The sequence below is a fragment of the Flavobacterium tyrosinilyticum genome (assembly GCF_023656565.1).
Taxonomy (GTDB): domain Bacteria; phylum Bacteroidota; class Bacteroidia; order Flavobacteriales; family Flavobacteriaceae; genus Flavobacterium; species Flavobacterium tyrosinilyticum.
In genome coordinates, this window is record NZ_JAMOKG010000001.1 from 123339 (window position 1) to 141330 (window position 17992).

Below are 17992 nucleotides of genomic sequence, written 5' to 3' on the forward strand. Positions count from 1 at the left end.
TCGCAAAGTTTAATTTTAAGCTTTGCGACTTTGCTCTTTTATTTAAGTTTTTAAGTGCTTTTACTAAAGATTAGAAACTACTCTTTTTATTCCAAATTTGATAATTGGTACATTAAAGTTAATTAGTAAACCTAATTTCATTTTTGTGATTTTGAGATATGTGAGAACTTGTTTTGCATGTACATCTGTCAATTGTTCGATAGATTTAATCTCTAGAATTACTTTATTTTCAACAATTAAATCTGCTCTAAATCCAATATCCAGGTTTAGTTGATCCCAAATAACAGGCAAAGTTTTTTGTCTTTCTACACTTAATCCTCTCTTTGTTAATTCATGAAACAAAATCGCTTCATAAACTGATTCCAATAATCCTGGCCCTAATTTGACATGTATTTTATAGCAAACATCAACTACAATAGCCGAAATTTCATTCTCATTTATTCTTACAAAATTAAAGTATAAACTTACAAAAATAAAACTCAAAAACTTTGCGTTTCTGCGACTTTGCGAGATTAAAACACATTCAACTTAACAAACAAAATTTTAAAGAATAAATTAACTTAAAAAAAAAGTCGGAAAGCTTAAAAAATTAAACTTTGCGACTCTGCGTCTTTGCGAGATTAAAAATGCGTTCAACTTAACAAACAAAATCTTAAAGATTAAATTACTTAAAAAAAAGTCGCAAAGCTTAAAAAATTAAACTTTGCGACTCTGCGTCTTTGCGAGATTAAAAAAAACCTTACTTCACGAAATCCACAGCTTTAGCTAAAGCCTCAGCAATTCCATCAACATTTTTACCTCCTGCCGTTGCGAAGAAAGGCTGTCCTCCACCACCACCTTGGATGTATTTACCTAATTCGCGAACAACTTGTCCAGCGTTTAAGTTTTTCTCTGCTACAATTTCTTTAGAAACATAACAAGTTAACATTGGTTTTCCTTCGTGAGCAGTTGCTAAAACTACAAATAAGTTGTTATAAGAACCACCTAATTCGTAAGCTAAATCTTTTGCCCCTTCTGGGTTTAAATCTACTTGTTTAGCTAAGAATCGAACCCCATTGATTTCTTGTAATTCTTTAGCCAAATCCGCTTTCATATTTTTAGCTTTATCTTTCAATAAAACTTCCAATTGTTTTTTCAATTGTGCATTTTCGTCTTGTAATGCTTGGATCGCTTTTACAGGATCTGGAGCATTTTTTAGCACTTCTTTAATTTCTCCGAAAGAAATTGCTTGAGACTCAAAATATTCTTTTGCAGCTTCACTTGTAATCGCTTCAATTCTTCTAATTCCAGCAGCAACAGCTCCTTCAGAAACAATTTTAAAGTGCCAGATATCAGATGTATTCGCAACGTGTGTTCCTCCGCATAATTCGACGGAATCTCCGAATTTAATAGTACGAACTAAATCACCATATTTTTCACCAAACAAAGCAATTGCACCATCTTCAAGAGCTTGATCTTTTGGAATCGCTCTTTTCTCGATTAACGGCAAACTCTCACGAATCCTTGCATTTACAAAGTTTTCAACCTCTAATAATTCCTCATCTGTAACTTTAGCAAAATGAGAAAAGTCAAAACGCAATGAAGCATTTCTTACCATCGACCCTTTTTGCTCGATATGAGTTCCTAAAATCTTACGTAAAGCTTGGTGCAACAAGTGCGTAGCAGAGTGATTTGAAGAAGTTTTAGCTCTTTGAATAGCATCAACAACAGCATTAAACGTTCCAGTAAGATTCTCTGGCAGTGATTTTGCCAAATGTATCGTTTGGTTGTTTTCTTTTTTAGTGTCGATGATATAAATGATATCTCCGTTTTGCGCTTCTAAATATCCTTTATCTCCAGTTTGTCCTCCGCTCTCTCCATAAAATGGAGTAGCATTGAAAACTAATTGGAAAATTTCACCATCCTTTGCACTTTCAACTCTACGGTATTTTGTAATCTTAACTTGTTGTGATAATCTGTCATATCCAACAAACTCCTGAATATCATCTTCTACAAGCACATTCCAGTCACCAGCAGTTACTTTAGAAGCTGCACGAGATCTTTCTTTTTGTAATTGCAATTGTTCTTGGAATCCTTCTTCGTCTAATTTCAATCCTCTTTCAGAAAGAATCAAAGCTGTTAAATCAATTGGAAATCCGTAAGTATCATATAATTCAAATGCTTTTTTACCATCAACAGTATCTCCGTTGTTATTTAAAATTACAGCATCTAAAAGAATCAATCCTTGATCTAATGTTTTAAGGAAAGAGTTCTCTTCTTCACGAATTACATTTGAACAAAGTGCTTTCTGCGTTCTGATTTCTGGGAAAGAATCTCCCATTTGCTCACTTAGAGTTTCAACCAATTTAAAAATAAATGGCTCTTTAGTCCCTAAGAAAGTAAATCCGTAACGAATTGCACGACGTAAAATTCTACGAATTACATATCCTGCTCCCGTGTTAGATGGCAACTGACCGTCAGCAATAGCAAAAGCTACCGCACGAACGTGATCTGCCACTACACGAATAGCAATATTCATTTTATTTTGTTCTTCACTAATGCCTGTTACATCATTAGTTGTATATTTTGCACCTGTAATGGTTTCGATTTCTCTAATCAAAGGCATGAAAACATCAGTATCATAGTTTGATGTTTTTCCTTGCAAAGCCATACACAAACGCTCAAATCCCATTCCGGTATCTACGTGTTGTGCAGGAAGTTTTTCTAATGAACCATCTGCTTTACGGTTGAATTCCATAAATACATTATTCCAGATTTCAACAACTTGCGGGTGATCATTATTAACTAAGCTTTTCCCTGAAACTTGAGCTTTTTCTTCTGCAGAACGTAAATCAACGTGAATTTCAGAACAAGGTCCGCATGGTCCTTGGTCACCCATTTCCCAGAAATTATCTTTTTTGTTTCCAAGAATAATTCTATCCTCGTCAATTAATGTTTTCCAAATATCCCAAGCTTCTTGATCAAACGGAACATTATCTTCTTTACTTCCTTCAAAAACAGAAACATAAAGATTTTCTTTTGGGATTTTGTACACTTCTGTCAATAGTTCCCAAGCCCAGTTGATCGCTTCTTTTTTGAAGTAATCACCAAAAGACCAGTTTCCTAACATTTCGAACATAGTGTGGTGGTACGTATCAATACCAACCTCTTCAAGGTCATTATGTTTTCCTGAAACACGAAGACATTTTTGCGTATCGGCTATTCTTGGACTTTTTGGAGTTCCGTTTCCTAAGAAAAATTCTTTAAACTGGGCCATCCCCGAGTTATTGAACATTAGGGTTGGGTCGTCTTTAAGAACAATAGGAGCTGAAGGAACAATAGTATGCCCTTTACTCTCAAAAAAATCTAAAAATTGTTTACGTACGTCTTGTGATTTCATATTTAAATTAGAAAAATTGTCAATTTATTGTGTCAATTTGAAAACTAGATAATTAGCTAATATATTCATTTGATGATGCGTTAAGTTTTTTATAATGTAATTAAAAAACTTATAATTTAAACAATAAATTGCCTATTTTGCGCATTATCTAATGATAAAATAGCCCCAATATCTAATCATTAATTCTTGTAAAATAAAGTGTTGAAGAACTGAAACATTTAGCAGTTTTATTCGACTAACTTATTTTACAGGGAGCAAAAATAGCGTATTTTAAAATATGGCGAAAGTAAAATATTATTACGACCCAGAAAATCTGGCTTATACGAAAATAAAAACCAGAAAAAGAATTAAAATTGGTTATGCCTTACTGTTTTTATTAGCCTCGGCATTGTTTGGCTTTTTAGTTTTTGTTCTTTTAATTAACACGCCTTATTTTGAAACTCCTAAAGATCGTTTACAGGCACGCGAAATTGAAAATTTAAAACTGCAATATGCTATTTTGAATAAAAAATTGGATGAAATTGACGCTGCCGCAGATGCATTAGAAGAACGTGACAATAATATTTATCGTGTGTATTTTAATAAAGCTGAAATTCCAGATTCGATTCGAAAAGCTGGTTTTAGAAGTTCTGACAGATACAAAACGCTAGAAGGATATAACAATTCTCAATTGGTTTTAAATGCAACCAAAAGAGTCGACAAACTATCGAAACAGTTGGCCATTCAGTCTAAATCTTTAGATGATATTTTAAAATTAGCTGGAGCTAAAGAAAATTTATTGTTAGCGATTCCTGCCATTCAGCCAGTTCGAAATGAAAATTTAAAACGTGTCGCGTCAGGTTTTGGATACCGAATTGACCCTTTCACGAAAGTGAGAAAAATGCACAATGGAATGGATTTCACGGCCAATACAGGCGCCCCCATTTATGCAACAGGAGACGGTGTTGTAGAAAGAGCTGACAATACCGCTTCGGGATACGGAAACCACATCGTGATCAGGCACGGTTTTGGATATGAGAGTTTATACGCGCATTTGAGCAAATACAACTGCCGTCCAGGGCAAAGAGTGAAACGCGGCGATGTGATTGGTTATGTTGGAAGCACAGGTAGATCTGAAGGTCCGCATTGTCATTATGAAGTGCATAAAGACGGAAAAGTAGTCAATCCGCTGAATTTCTATTACGGAAATATTTCGGCTGTCGAATATGTGGCGATTTCGCAAATGGCAAACCAAGAAAACCAATCATTAGATTAATATCACGAAAAAATAGTATTTTTGAAATAAAATAGAAAAAAACGAACCATGCATATTGAACTTTCTAAAGACAAAAGATATTACAGTATTGGCGAAGTTGCCAAAGCTTTTAATGTCAATGCCTCTTTGATACGATTTTGGGACAGCGAATTTGACATTCTAAAACCTAAAAAAAATGCAAAAGGAAATAGAATGTTCACTCCAGAAGATGTTACCAACCTTCAATTAATCTATCATTTAGTAAAAGAAAGAGGTTTTACGCTTGAAGGTGCCAAAATACACTTAAAAGAGGGTCAGAAGAAAACGTTAGATAAATTCGAAATAATACGTAAATTAGAGTCGATAAAAACGCAACTGAACGACATCAAAAACGAATTGTAATTAAAAATAGAAATAAACTTAAATCAAAACAAATATGAAAAAGTGGTTAATCCCTGTAGGAATTATTGTAGCACTTATTGCTATTATCGCATTTTGGTCGATTGGTATTAAAAATACTGCTTTGCAACACAGTCAGGCTGTTAATAAAGAATGGGGAAATGTTCAAACGGCTTACCAAAGACGTAATGATCTTATCGGGAATTTAGTAAACACTGTAAAAGGTGCTGCTGACTTTGAAAAAGGAACTTTGACAGCAGTAATTGAAGCTCGTGCAAAAGCTACATCGGTAACTATCGATCCTAGCAATGTTACGCCAGAACAATTAGCAGCATTTAATCAAGCTCAAAGTGGCGTAAGTTCATCATTATCAAGATTATTAGTTTCTGTTGAGCAGTATCCTACTTTAAAAGCAAACGAGAATTTCTTAAAATTACAAGACGAATTAGCAAGTACTGAAAACCAGATTTTAACTGCTAGAACTCGTTTTAACGAAGCTGTACAAGTTTACAACGGATACGTTTTAAAGATTCCAAACAACTGGTTCTTGAGCGAATACAAAGAAAAACCATACTTTGAAGCCTCTACTGGTGCTGATAAACCAGTTGAAGTAAAATTCTAAAATCTACAATCTAAACTCTAAAATCATTTTCATGTCAAAAGTAGAAGATTTTTTAACCAAAGAAGAAGAGCGTGAAATTGTTGAAGCAATTCGCGTGGCCGAAAACAATACTTCTGGCGAAATTAGAGTACATATAGAAAAAACAACTTCTAAAGTCCATTTTGATCGGGCTTTAGAAGTTTTTCATGAATTGCGAATGGATGAAACTAGATTGAAAAATGGAGTATTGCTCTATTTTGCAGTTGAAGATAAAAACTTTGTGATTTGTGGAGACAAAGGAATTAATGATGTCGTAGCCAACGATTTTTGGGATTGTACCAAAGACATTATGGTGAATCATTTTAAATCTGGCAATTTTAAACAAGGAATTGTTGACGGTATTTTGAATGCCGGAGAACAGCTCAAAAAATATTTTCCGTCTCAGGAAGATGATGTAAACGAACTATCTAACGAAATCTCAAAAGGATAAATAATGAAAAATTCCAAAATTAAAATCCCAAATTCCAATAGAATTTTTCAGATTACTTTTTTGTTTATCGCATTATTTATCAGCAATGCTATTTTTGCGCAATTTGAGATTCCACCCAAACCAAGTTTCCAGACTTCTGTTTACGATTACGCTAACATTTTAAGTTCTACAGAAAAGGCACAATTAGAAGAAAAACTAATTCGTTACTCCGATTCAACTACTACTCAAATCGTAGTAATTACCATTGAAAGTTTAAAAGGAGAAGATGTAAGCCAATTGGCAACTAAATGGGGGCAAACATGGGGAATTGGGGGAACTAAAGAAGACGATAATGGAGTTGTCATTCTTTTAGCTAAAAATGAAAAAAAAATTGCCATCAATCCCGGATACGGTCTTGAAGATCGTTTAACGGCAGGTATTGGCGGAACAATTATCAGAAATATTATTATACCTGAATTTAAAGCAGGAAGCTTTTACAACGGTCTTGATAAAGGAACTGATGCTATTATTGACGTTTTTAAAGGAAAATTTAAAGGCGAACGCAAACAAGCAAAAGGACAAGATTTTCCTATTCTGCCTTTTATTGTAATTGTTGTAATTGTTTTAATCTTACTCGCTCGAAATAAAAGAGGCGGTGGAGGAAATTCTGGCAACAATGGCGGTGGTGGCCCTAGCCTACTCGATGTTATTATTCTGAGCAATCTTGGAAGAAGTGGCGGAGGCGGATTTGGAGGCTTCGGCGGTGGATCATCTGGTGGTGGTTTTGGCGGTGGCGGAGGCTTCGGCGGAGGATTTGGCGGTGGAGGTTTCTCTGGCGGTGGATCTAGCGGAGGCTGGTAATTTATTCTGGTTCTAATTTTCCTCGTTTCAGGTTTCAAGTTTAGGTTTCAATCTTAAAAAATCATACATTTACATTTTACAATTTATTAATAGATGTTATCACATAAAGCAAAATACGCCCTTAAGGCCTTACTTTATTTAGCAGAACAAGACGAAAATCACATTTCTAGAACTGTAGAAATCGCTGATGGCGCTAACATTCCTAAAAAGTTTTTAGAGCAGATTTTATTAGATCTAAAACGCGGCCGTTTTGTAAGCAGTAAGCAGGGAAAATTTGGCGGATACTATCTAATTAAATCCAAAAATGATATCACTCTGGCAGAAATTCACCGATTATTTGACGGTGCCATTGCCCTTTTGCCATGCGCTTCTTTAAATTTCTACGAGCCTTGCTCTGATTGTAAAACCGAGTCAGAATGCAGTCTTCGTCACGGTTTAATGCTAATTAGAGATAAAACTTTGAAGGCTATGGAAGGCATCACAATCGCCTCATTGGTGAAAAAATAAAAAAATATTTTCTAAAGTCTAGTAAATCGATAGAATTAATTATATATATTTGCCAAAAATAATTAACTAATCATTTACAAAATTTTAACTCATGAAAGTACATTCTAGTAAATCAGGTGGACAAAATCTTTTGCAAAAAAAACATAATTATAATTTCACAACTGTGAATACTGCTTCATCTATGATGTGTATGTGTTGGTAAAAAAAATTTAATTTTAAATTCTACTAATCATATATACTTAATATAAAAAATGAAGACATCTATAAAAAATATATTTACAATACTTGCAGTTTTAACATTCTCAATCTCATTCGCACAAAAAATTGACGGAGTTGTTACAACAGATCAAAATATTCCTTTAGAAGCAGCCAATGTGGTAATTAAAGGAACAACTTTTAGTACAATTACAGATTCTGAAGGAAGATTTTCGATAGAATCACAAGGGAAGTTACCGCTTACAATATTAATTCAATACATTGGCTATAATACTGCTGAACTTGAAATTACAGCTATCCCTGCTTCACCATTATTGGTGACTTTACGAGAAGAAAACAAACTTGTTGAGGTTGTAGTTTCTTCAAGAAGAAGAATTGAAAAAGTACAAGACGTGCCTATTGCCGTTTCTGTAGTTACAGGAAAACAAGCAGAAGCAGCAGGAGCTTTCAACGTAAACCGTATTAAAGAATTGGTTCCTTCTGTACAATTGTATTCTTCTAATCCAAGAAATACTGGAATCAACATTAGAAGTTTAGGTTCACCATTCGGACTTACCAACGATGGTATCGATCCTGGAGTTGGTTTCTACGTAGACGGTGTTTATTATGCGCGTCCTGCAGCAACTACTTTAGATTTTATCGATGTAGAACAAATCGAGGTATTACGTGGCCCACAAGGTTCTTTATTCGGAAAAAACACAACTTCTGGAGCTTTTAATATTACATCTCGTAAACCAAGTTTTACAACTGGTGCCGATTTTGAATTGAGTTACGGAAATTACGCCTTTTTACAAGCTAAAGCTTCTATCACTGGAGCATTAGGAAAAAAAGTTGCTGGTCGTTTATCTTTCTCAGGTACACAGCGTGATGGTTTAATTGATAACGTTGCAACAGGAAGACCAACCAATACTTTAAACAATCAAGGTTTTAGAGGACAATTATTATGGACTCCTACTGAAAATACTAACATTACTTTTGCAGGAGATTTAACAACACAGCGTCCTGACGGTTATGCGCAGGTTGTTGCTGGTGTTGCCCCTACTCAAAGGGCTGCATACCGTCAGTTTGATGCTATTATTAAAGATTTAAATTATCAATTACCAAGTTTAAATGCTTTTGACCGTAAAATAGATCACGATACACCTTGGCGTTCTGGACAAGATTTAGGAGGTGTTTCTTTAAACATTGACACTAAAATTGGAGGCGGAACTCTAACTTCTACAACTGCATGGCGTTTCTGGAACTGGGATCCGTCAAACGATAGGGATTTTACAGGATTACAAGTTTTAGCTAAATCTCAAAACCCAACAAGACAAACTCAGATTACACAAGAAGTTCGTTATGCTGGACAATTAACTTCAAAAATTAGTGGTGTTGCAGGAGTATTCTTTATCGATCAGACTTCTCAAACAGATGGTACAGAAGAATCAGGAAATGCTCAATGGAGATTCTCTCAAAGTTCAACAAGTCCATTATGGAAAACTCCAGGTCTTTTTGAAGGATACGGAATTAAAACTGATGCAAGAATTAGAGCTTCTAGTGCTGCAGTATTCGGACAGCTTGATTGGGCTGTTACAGAGAGATTCCACATTTTACCTGGTTTGAGATATAATTTTGATAAAAAAGATGCAAGTTATTCTCGTAAAACTTATGGAGGTCTTCAAACTACAGATCCTGCCTTATTGGCTTTGAAAAAATCGGTTTACTCTGATCAAGCATTTGATTCAGATACTGACAATACAGACTTTTCTGGAAACTTAACGCTTACTTATAAAGCATCAGACAAAATCAACGCTTATGCAACTTACGCAAAAAGTTATAAACCTGTTGGAGTTAACGTAGCAGGTCTTCCAACAAATGCAGCGGGACAGCCATTAACTGAACTTGCAGTGGTTAAGCCAGAAAAAGTAAATCATTATGAAATTGGAGTAAAAACTTCTCCTTTCAAAAACTCAATTTTCAACTTAACGTTCTTTAATACTGACATCAAAGATTTCCAAACCAACGTTCAGGCAGCTGAATTAGGTGTAAACCGTGGATATCTTGCTAATGCAGATAAAGTACGTGTAAGAGGTGCAGAATTGGATGCAAGTTTTGTGATCAATTCGCATGTAACAATTAATGGAGCGGCAACTTATACAGATGGTAAATATGTGAAGTTTACTAATGCGCCACTTCCGTTAGAAGAAACTGGAGCTCCAGTTGCCTTCAAAGATGTTTCTGGAACTGAATTGCCAGGAGCTTCAAGATGGGCAGGTTCTCTTGGAGGTGAACTTTCGGACAAAGCAAAATTCTTTGGTAATGCTGGAAAAATTTTCTTCGCGGCTGACGGATACGCTCGTTCTGAATTTTCTTCAAGCCCTTCGGCTTCAAAATATTTAGTAGTACAAGGTTATGCAATCTTTAATGCTCGTTTAGGTTTCCGTGCTTCGCAAGGTTTATCTATTCAGATTTGGGGAAGAAACCTTTTCAATAAAGATTACTATGAGCAATTATTGCCTGCAGGTGGTAACACAGGTCAATATGCTGGAGTTCTTGGTGATCAAAGAACTTACGGAGTTACATTTAAGTATTCACTGTAAGATGGTTAGTTAGTTTTAGTATTAAAAAGGGATACATTTTAAAATGTGTCCCTTTTTTTATTTCACAAAATAACGTTCAAATCAAATTTAAAAATAGACAGAAATAAGATCATTTGTATAAATTCGCAGCCTGAATTTATAGTTTTTGAACAGATCTTTTAGATTACTTTTTATCATAATCTTTGTTTGCCACACTGTGACAGGGCAAAATCAAAGAAATATCGACCAGCAGACTTTGACCTGGATTCGATACTATAATATCTTTCCGTTATCCGAAAAATGGTCTATTCATTCTGAATTTGATAATCGAAGTTTTGTAAATCCCGTTCATGAGAATCTTTTCGTTATACGATCTCAAGCTCGCTATAGAGCAACTAAAATGATGGATTTAGGTGCTGGATTTGCTTTTTTTAGCGTCAATACTCAAAACCCAAACCTTGATCCTGATTATTCTGTTCCTGAATATCGGGCACAGCAAGACCTTACTTTAATTAATGATATTGCCAAAATCACTTTTCATAATCGCTTTCAACTGGAAGAACGATTCATTCAAAAAGCAGATAAAAACGGACTTTTAGACGAATTCTCATTTGCTTACCGATTTAGATACCGATTACAATCTATGTTTACCCTTTGGGAAAAAGAAGGAAGAAGCATAAAAGGAACGATTTCTGACGAAGTGTTATTCAATTTTGGAAAAGACAACCGAAGAAATACTTTCGATCAAAACCGTTTTTACGTTGCTGTACGTTATCATTTCAATCCAAATCTAGGTTTGGAACTGGGTTATTTAAAGAACTTTCAAAGACGCGCCAGCGGTGTAGATTTCTACGATCGTGATATTATAAGGTTTACGGTTTATCACAGGATTAATCGGAAAAAGTTATGAGTTATACAAAAAATGCCTGTCAAATTAATTTGACAGGCATTTTTTTTAACCTTTGTTTCTCTGAACCTCTGCACCTTAAAAACTAAGATCCTCTTTGTTTTCTTCCTTTTTTGCTTTCAGCAAAATTTCCGATTTTATAGGCTAAAGAAAACATTACGTAACGTTTTAAAACTGTATTTTCTTCATCTCGGATTGAGGTTGGGGAAATAGTTCTTGTTGCACTTTGGTTCTGATTTAAAACATCATACACTTTTACTTTTGCATATATTTTTTTATCTAAAAATCCGTAAGACAAACTTGTATTCCAAAGGAAGAAATCCTTTTTGAAATCGTCTGAAATATTTGAATTATATGTATATCCAAAATCATTTCCGAAGATTAAATTAGCGGGCCAATAGGATGTGGTCTGCAAATTAATTCTATGGATTACGTTTGAAGTCGCATCTCTAGAATAGTTTTCATATCGTGTTTCGTTGTACGATAAACTATAAGAAGGCGCGATTGAAAGCACTTCTCCATAATCGTAAGAAGCGTAAACACTTGGCGTTAATACAACCGATTTTGCATTGTACATAACAGCATTTGTAAATCCTTTATCAAAATTATAATTACCGCTTAAACGCAAGCCGTATCTTAAAGTATGAGCATCTTTTTTAACTTGCTGATTCCAATTTCCTCCAACCGAAGCCGAATACGTTCCTGAAATATTTACATACGTTGTATTTCTTTTTCCGCTATCATCATAAATAGAAGTTGAAACTATATCATTATTGTAGTAATCTCCTTTAAGGAACAGGCTATAGCCAGAACGCGTTCTAAAATCAAAATTTTTAAAGTCGATTCCAGCAGTATTTTTCTCAATCGGATTTAAGTTTGGATTACCAATTACACTATTCAACGGATTATTTAAATCTGCAACTGGCATTAATTGTGTTGATGACGGAAGCGCATTAGAATAATCGTATTTAAAAGTTAAATTTTTAGAACGATTAAATTTATATCGAAGTTGTGCCGTTCCGTACGGAAGCATGTATCTTTTATTCAAATCGGTTGCTTGATTTAAATAAAAAGAATGATTATCGAACTCCACAATTGATGTTCTAGAATTGATATTAAGCGTGTATTTACTTTTCTGCCAACTAATACCCACTTTTGGTGTAATCGAATTTTGTTTGGATGTGGTATAATTCGTAAGAGACAAATTTAAATCTGAATAGTCTTGTGAAGCATCATCAAAATTAAATGTCTTTTGATCGTTCATCGAACTTTGCCAGTCAAAATCGGTACCAAAACGAACGCGAAGCGAATCTGTAATTGGCTCTGTATATTCTAAATCTAGTGAATAAGCATCGCTTTTTGAAGTGTTTTTTGCGTTCTGATTTCTTTCGTCATTTGGTTTATTATCCTGATAGAAAATAGTCTCCGAAATGTTGATTCCGTTCGAATCATTTTTAGTGTTATTGTTATTAAAAACCACACTTAAATTTCGCGACTTCTTTTCAAACGTTTTATTGAAATTGATACTATTGGCAAAACTAGTATTTGAACTTTCGGTATGCGATGTTGCCGTACTTTCGTTCAACGCATCGCCATTTTCATTTTCAGAGAAAGTCGAAGAAGAAGAATTGCTATTTGATTGTGATAAATTCAATTTAGGAGCAACAACAATCTGCATCGTAGGATTGATTTTATATTCTAACTCAAAATTGGCCTTGTTTCCTGTATTTTCATTTCTAGTTTTAGAATCTGCTTCTGTCAAAATATTTCCTGTTGGCAAAAAACTAAGCTGGTTGGATTTGCTATCGTTTTTAGTTACCGCATTTGTAAAGTTATAACTGCTCATGAACTCCAAATCCTTTGTCCAATCGTCAGAATAATTAATCCCAGCCAAAGTAGACTGTGTAATCCCTTTCCCTCCACTACTCGCACCTTGACTGCCTCCTTTTGCATTTCTTCCGCCTCCCATATTATCAAAAACTTCATCCATAGAAAATCCGGTTGAGTTGATATTATTTGAAGATGCTAAAACACTAATTTTTTGTTTGTTCTTGAAGAAATTCATCATCAAACTACTTTCATAGCGTTCGTCTGAACCATATCCTCCAAGCACTTTACCGAAATATCCCTTGTTTTTCTTTTCGTCGATTGTAATATTTATACTCGAATAATCTGAAGTAGATTCTTGCTTAGAAAGTTCTTCTTTTTTGGTTTTAAAATCAGAAACCTGAACTTTTTTAATAATATCTGCCGGAAGGTTTTTAATGGCAATAGCTCCATCTTTATCAAAAAATGCTTTTCCGTTGACTAAAACTTGATTGACTTCTCGCCCATTTACGGTAATTTTTCCTGTATTGTCAACATCAAATCCTGGCAATTGTTTCAATAAAGTTTCCACATTTGCATCTGGACGCACTTTATAAGATCCGGCGTTAAATTCTAATGTATCTTTTTTGATGGTAATGGGTGGTGCTTCGCTTTTTATGATTACCTCATTTAAGACATTTGCATTTTCAAGCATGTACAATTTACCAAAGTCTTTACTTTCTGTAAGTCCTTTTTGTTCTTCGTAATACGCTTGATATCCCGTATAATTTACTTTTAAGAAAACGGGCTTATCGTATTTTTTAGTATTGATAATGAAATTTCCGTTTTTATCGGTTGTAGCATATTCGATAATCGTGGAATCTTTTACCGCTGTAAAATAAACGGTGGCGAGTTCTAGCGGAAGTTGCGAGTTAATATCTACTACAGTTCCTTTAATAACAATATTGTTCTGAGCATTTGCCGAATATATAAAGGCTAAAAACAATAGTAATGAATAAATTCTGGTCATAAAATTAGGTTAGTTAGATCATTAAGACTTAAAAAAATGCAAAAGGTTTAATTGTATTTTTTACATTTATCCAAATATAATGCCAATAAAAAAATTGATCTTTTAATTATCTAGACACCAAACATAAAAAAATCCCCTAATTCAAGGGGATTGTTTTTTTATTTTTCTCTAATATAAATATCGATCGGAACTCCTGCAAAATCCCATTTTTCTCTAATTTTATTTTCGAGATATCTTTTATATGGTTCTTTAACATATTGCGGCATATTGGCGAAAAATACAAACTGAGGTGTTTGTGTTGGCAACTGCATACAATATTTAATCTTTACATATTTTCCTTTTGTTGCTGGCGGCGGATAAGCCTCAATAACCTTCAACATGTACTCGTTGAATTTTGAAGTTGCAATTCTTTGCTTTCTGTTTTCGAAAACTTGAACTGTTGCTTCCAATGCTTTTAATAAACGCTGTTTGGTTAAAGCAGAAACGAATAAAATTGGCACATCTGTAAAAGGCATCAATTCTTTTTTGATTTTCTCTTCGTAATCGCGAGTAGACATCGTATCTTTTTCTACCAAGTCCCATTTGTTTACCAAGATTACAACCCCTTTACGGTTTTTCTCAGCCAACCAGAAAATACTCTGATCTTGACCTTCAAATCCGCGAGTTGCATCGATAACCAAAATACAGATATCTGCATGCTCAATTGCACGTACAGAACGCATTACAGAATAAAACTCTAAATCTTCTTTTACTTTTGCTTTACGGCGAATACCTGCAGTATCAACCAAGTTAAATTCGAAACCAAAACGGTCAAATTTTGTATCAATTGCATCACGAGTTGTTCCTGCAATATCCGTAACAATATAACGGTCTTTACCAATCAAAGCATTGATAAAACTAGATTTTCCAGCATTCGGACGTCCTACAACTGCAAAACGAGGCAATTCAACTTCTGGCGTTTCTGGTTCTGGTTTTTCTGGGAACGCATCAATTAAAGCATCCAATAAATCTCCTGTTCCACTTCCAGAAATACTTGCGAATGTATAATATTCACCTAAACCAAGGTTATAAAACTCTACCGCGTCTTTTTCGCGCATAGCATTATCAACCTTATTTACAGCCAATAAAACTGGTTTTGTCACTTTACGAAGTAATTTTGCAACAGTTTCATCCATTGGCGTAATTCCTTCTTCAACATCAACCACAAAAATAATAACATCGGCTTCGTCGATAGCAAGTTCTACCTGCTTACGGATTTCACCTTCAAATACGTCATCGCTTCCGCGTACGTATCCACCTGTATCTATGACAGAAAACTCTTTTCCGTTCCACTCGCTTTTACCATAGTTTCTATCACGGGTAACCCCAGATACTGAATCTACAATAGCTTCTCTTCTTTGTATCAGCCTATTAAACAGGGTCGATTTCCCTACGTTAGGTCTTCCTACTATCGCAACAATGTTATTACTCATTTTTTTTGAATTTTAGACTTTAGACTTTAGATTTCAGATTTTTAGGTTTCTAAAAATCGAATCACTAAAACCCTAAATGCCTTATTTAAATTTTTTGCAAAGGTAGTTAAAAAAAGTTGCTGAGACGCTAAGATTCTAAGTACCTAAGTTTTTATTATTTTTTGTTTCAAGTTTCAGGTTTCAAGTGCCAAGTTTTATACCTGACGTTTAACTTGAAACCTGAAACTTGAAACAATTATAAACTATTGATTATATCCGAAACGTTTCAGCATATTGGCGTTGCTTCTCCAGTTTTTGTTCACTTTTACGACTAGTTCAATGTGAATTTGTTTTCCGAAGAATTTCTCTAAATCGGCACGGGCATCGGTTCCTACTTTTTTTAAAGCGGCACCTTTATGTCCGATAATAATTCCTTTTTGAGTTTCACGTTCTACCATAATAATCGAACGGATTCTGATGATTTTTTCGTCTTCAAAAAATTCTTCTGTAACGATTTCTACAGCGTATGGAATCTCTTTGCTGTAATTCAATAAGATTTTTTCACGAATAGTTTCGTTAACAAAGAAACGTTCTGGCTTGTCTGTCAACTGATCTTTTGGATAATAAGCTGGAGATTCTGGCAATAATTCGATAATTCTTCCGAAAACTTCCGGTACGTTGAAGTTTTGCAAAGCCGAAATTGGGAAAATTTCTGCATTTGGCACTTTTTCTTTCCAGAAAGAAACCTGCTCTTCTAATTGTTCCTGATTTGAATTATCGATTTTATTTAAAAGTAATAAAACGGGAATTTTGGCATGAATGATTTTATTAAAGAAAGCTTCGTCTTTTAGATCTTGCTCGCCTATTTCGACCATATAGATTAAAATGTCTGCATCTTCAAAAGCCGATTTTACGAAGTTCATCATCGATTCCTGCATTTCGTATGCTGGTTTGATGATTCCAGGAGTATCAGACAAAACTAACTGAAAGTCTTCTCCGTTTACGATTCCTAGAATTCTATGACGTGTAGTTTGTGCTTTTGATGTAATGATCGACAATCGTTCTCCAACGAAAGCGTTCATCAATGTTGATTTTCCAACATTTGGATTTCCGATAATATTTACGAAACCTGCTTTATGTGACATTTTTTGCTTTATTTATTTTGCAAAGGTAGTCATATCAACTCAATACAGAAAATAAAACATTTTTTTAAGTTTTCGTTGGATTTCTCAAAAATCGACGTATCTTTGCACCCGAAACATCGCGGGATAGAGCAGTAGGCAGCTCGTCGGGCTCATAACCCGAAGGTCACAGGTTCGAGTCCTGTTCCCGCTACTAAGTAAAACACCACTTGAAAAAGATGGTGTTTTTTTATTCAAAATTTTAATAGCCGTCGGACTCATATCCGCAGCGGCGGACACAGGTTCAAGTCCTTTTCCCGCTACTAAGACAAAAGCTTCAGAGAAATCTGGAGCTTTTTTTGTTTATCTTCAATTTTTAAAATATCCTTGCATTCACGAGCGCGACGCCCACGCTAGCAACGTTTTGTCAAATTCTATTTTAATATTTTTTTGTGAATTTACATTTAGGATACGATTTACACCCAAAAAATTTCCCAAATTCTCCTTTTCTTTCAACTAAACTATTACCACATCTTGGGCATTTCTTTTCTTGAATTTTTTTCTCTCGATCGTTAATCCTTTGTTTAATTGAATTAATGTGTTCCTTTTTCTTGAACGAATCAACTAAATTAGAAGCATTAATTTTTTCAAAAATTTTTTCCTTAACTTCTTCTGAGAGATTTACAGTTGAGTATTTTTTAATTGTTCTTAACAGACGATGCATATTAACAACATCTACGCTAGTATCTATTTTTATTTTAGCATTTGTCGAGAAAACAATAACAGATATATATTCTAGATTCCTGTATTCTTTTAGACAGATTTTCAAAGCTCTTATATGTCCTGCATTTTGGAAAATAGGATTATAAAACTTGGCTTTATATTTATATATTACCTGGGTCCAGTATTCCGATTTTTCATAGCCAACAATCCATCCTTTATAGTTTTTGGTTTCAATAACAAATATTCCGAAACTAGAAATGATTACATGATCAATTTGAGTGGTTACTTCGCCTCTTTGTAAAACGACATTATGGATGACTTTATAATCTGATTTATCTAAAAAATGCAATATTGAAGAAACTGTTTTCTCGCCAATTATTCCTTTAATTTTTGCCTTATAAAAACCAAAAATAAAAACAAGGAAAAAAATCACAATTAGTAAAATTAACTCCATAAATTCTTAGGCTATTAAATCCGTCCCAATATAAAAATTATATCAAAACATTATCAATTAGCAATTTTATGAAATTTTAAGCAAACTGATTAAATATTCAAGCACCTCATTATAACAATGAAAAGCTGGTGTTTTTCTTATTCAAAATTTTAACAGCTCGTCAGACTCATATCCGTCGCCGCGGACACAGGTTCGAGTCCTGTTCTCGCTAATAAGAAAAAGCTCCAGATTTCTCTGAAGCTTTTTCTTTTACCTTTTCCGATTCTCTTTGCG

14 protein-coding genes and 1 tRNA gene are annotated in these 17992 nt (G+C 34.3%); 9 read left to right on the forward strand and 6 right to left on the reverse strand.

Annotated elements, in window-relative coordinates:
• Nucleotides 1-63 precede the first annotated feature (63 nt).
• Nucleotides 64-441 (reverse strand): GxxExxY protein, encoded by a 378-nt coding sequence (locus tag NCC77_RS00505; protein WP_250835055.1) that lies wholly within the window; start codon nucleotides 439-441, stop codon nucleotides 64-66.
• Nucleotides 442-739: 298 nt separating this feature from the next.
• Nucleotides 740-3379, reverse strand: coding sequence for an alanine--tRNA ligase (alaS, locus tag NCC77_RS00510; RefSeq protein ID WP_250833909.1), 2640 nt, complete (start codon nucleotides 3377-3379; stop codon nucleotides 740-742).
• 277 nt (nucleotides 3380-3656) lie between these two features.
• Between alaS and NCC77_RS00515 the strand changes: the two genes are divergently transcribed.
• The 8 genes from NCC77_RS00515 (at nucleotide 3657) to NCC77_RS00550 (ending at nucleotide 11137) form a co-directional block, all read left to right on the forward strand.
• Nucleotides 3657-4634 (forward strand): M23 family metallopeptidase, encoded by a 978-nt coding sequence (locus NCC77_RS00515; RefSeq protein WP_250833910.1) that lies wholly within the window; start codon nucleotides 3657-3659, stop codon nucleotides 4632-4634.
• Nucleotides 4635-4682: 48 nt separating this feature from the next.
• Nucleotides 4683-5015, forward strand: coding sequence for a MerR family transcriptional regulator (locus tag NCC77_RS00520; protein WP_026730479.1), 333 nt, complete (start codon nucleotides 4683-4685; stop codon nucleotides 5013-5015).
• Between the two features lie 34 nt (nucleotides 5016-5049).
• Nucleotides 5050-5634 (forward strand): LemA family protein, encoded by a 585-nt coding sequence (locus NCC77_RS00525; RefSeq protein WP_095928713.1) that lies wholly within the window; start codon nucleotides 5050-5052, stop codon nucleotides 5632-5634.
• A gap of 31 nt (nucleotides 5635-5665) precedes the next feature.
• Nucleotides 5666-6103, forward strand: a complete 438-nt coding sequence (locus tag NCC77_RS00530) for a TPM domain-containing protein (RefSeq protein WP_250833911.1) — start codon at nucleotides 5666-5668, stop codon at nucleotides 6101-6103.
• Nucleotides 6104-6106: 3 nt separating this feature from the next.
• Entirely contained in the window at nucleotides 6107-6943 is an 837-nt protein-coding gene (locus NCC77_RS00535) for a TPM domain-containing protein (RefSeq protein WP_250833912.1), read from the forward strand.
• A 93-nt stretch (nucleotides 6944-7036) separates the two neighbouring features.
• Entirely contained in the window at nucleotides 7037-7450 is a 414-nt protein-coding gene (locus NCC77_RS00540) for an RrF2 family transcriptional regulator (protein ID WP_012023964.1), read from the forward strand.
• Between the two features lie 251 nt (nucleotides 7451-7701).
• Nucleotides 7702-10248, forward strand: a complete 2547-nt coding sequence (locus NCC77_RS00545) for a TonB-dependent receptor (protein WP_250833913.1) — start codon at nucleotides 7702-7704, stop codon at nucleotides 10246-10248.
• Nucleotides 10249-10393: 145 nt separating this feature from the next.
• Nucleotides 10394-11137, forward strand: coding sequence for a DUF2490 domain-containing protein (locus NCC77_RS00550; protein WP_250833914.1), 744 nt, complete (start codon nucleotides 10394-10396; stop codon nucleotides 11135-11137).
• An 82-nt stretch (nucleotides 11138-11219) separates the two neighbouring features.
• Here the strand turns inward: NCC77_RS00550 and NCC77_RS00555 are convergent, their stop codons facing one another.
• The 3 genes from NCC77_RS00555 to era all read right to left on the reverse strand — a co-directional run bounded on the left by NCC77_RS00555 (nucleotide 11220) and on the right by era (nucleotide 16566).
• On the reverse strand, nucleotides 11220-13970 hold the full coding sequence (locus tag NCC77_RS00555; protein WP_250833915.1) for an outer membrane beta-barrel protein: 2751 nt from the start codon (nucleotides 13968-13970) through the stop codon (nucleotides 11220-11222).
• Nucleotides 13971-14128: 158 nt separating this feature from the next.
• Nucleotides 14129-15442, reverse strand: a complete 1314-nt coding sequence (der, locus tag NCC77_RS00560; protein WP_250833916.1) for a ribosome biogenesis GTPase Der — start codon at nucleotides 15440-15442, stop codon at nucleotides 14129-14131.
• 242 nt (nucleotides 15443-15684) lie between these two features.
• Nucleotides 15685-16566 (reverse strand): GTPase Era, encoded by an 882-nt coding sequence (gene era / locus NCC77_RS00565; protein ID WP_250833917.1) that lies wholly within the window; start codon nucleotides 16564-16566, stop codon nucleotides 15685-15687.
• A gap of 117 nt (nucleotides 16567-16683) precedes the next feature.
• Here era and NCC77_RS00570 point away from each other — a divergent pair.
• Nucleotides 16684-16756 (forward strand) — tRNA-Met (locus NCC77_RS00570).
• A gap of 225 nt (nucleotides 16757-16981) precedes the next feature.
• On the opposite strand, the gene NCC77_RS00575 is transcribed toward NCC77_RS00570, so the two are convergent.
• Entirely contained in the window at nucleotides 16982-17719 is a 738-nt protein-coding gene (locus tag NCC77_RS00575) for an NERD domain-containing protein (protein ID WP_250833918.1), read from the reverse strand.
• Between the last annotated feature and the right edge of the window lie 273 nt (nucleotides 17720-17992).

What these genes read in the sequence shown, in the direction of transcription:
- alaS (WP_250833909.1), bottom strand. Translation starts at nt 3,379, where the DNA reads ATGAAATCACAAGACGTACGTAAACAATTTTTAGATTTTTTTGAGAGT.
- NCC77_RS00515 (WP_250833910.1), top strand. Translation starts at nt 3,657, where the DNA reads ATGGCGAAAGTAAAATATTATTACGACCCAGAAAATCTGGCTTATACG.
- NCC77_RS00520 (WP_026730479.1), top strand. Translation starts at nt 4,683, where the DNA reads ATGCATATTGAACTTTCTAAAGACAAAAGATATTACAGTATTGGCGAA.
- NCC77_RS00525 (WP_095928713.1), top strand. Translation starts at nt 5,050, where the DNA reads ATGAAAAAGTGGTTAATCCCTGTAGGAATTATTGTAGCACTTATTGCT.
- NCC77_RS00530 (WP_250833911.1), top strand. Translation starts at nt 5,666, where the DNA reads ATGTCAAAAGTAGAAGATTTTTTAACCAAAGAAGAAGAGCGTGAAATT.
- NCC77_RS00535 (WP_250833912.1), top strand. Translation starts at nt 6,107, where the DNA reads ATGAAAAATTCCAAAATTAAAATCCCAAATTCCAATAGAATTTTTCAG.
- NCC77_RS00540 (WP_012023964.1), top strand. Translation starts at nt 7,037, where the DNA reads ATGTTATCACATAAAGCAAAATACGCCCTTAAGGCCTTACTTTATTTA.
- NCC77_RS00545 (WP_250833913.1), top strand. Translation starts at nt 7,702, where the DNA reads ATGAAGACATCTATAAAAAATATATTTACAATACTTGCAGTTTTAACA.
- NCC77_RS00555 (WP_250833915.1), bottom strand. Translation starts at nt 13,970, where the DNA reads ATGACCAGAATTTATTCATTACTATTGTTTTTAGCCTTTATATATTCG.
- der (WP_250833916.1), bottom strand. Translation starts at nt 15,442, where the DNA reads ATGAGTAATAACATTGTTGCGATAGTAGGAAGACCTAACGTAGGGAAA.
- era (WP_250833917.1), bottom strand. Translation starts at nt 16,566, where the DNA reads ATGTCACATAAAGCAGGTTTCGTAAATATTATCGGAAATCCAAATGTT.
- NCC77_RS00575 (WP_250833918.1), bottom strand. Translation starts at nt 17,719, where the DNA reads ATGGAGTTAATTTTACTAATTGTGATTTTTTTCCTTGTTTTTATTTTT.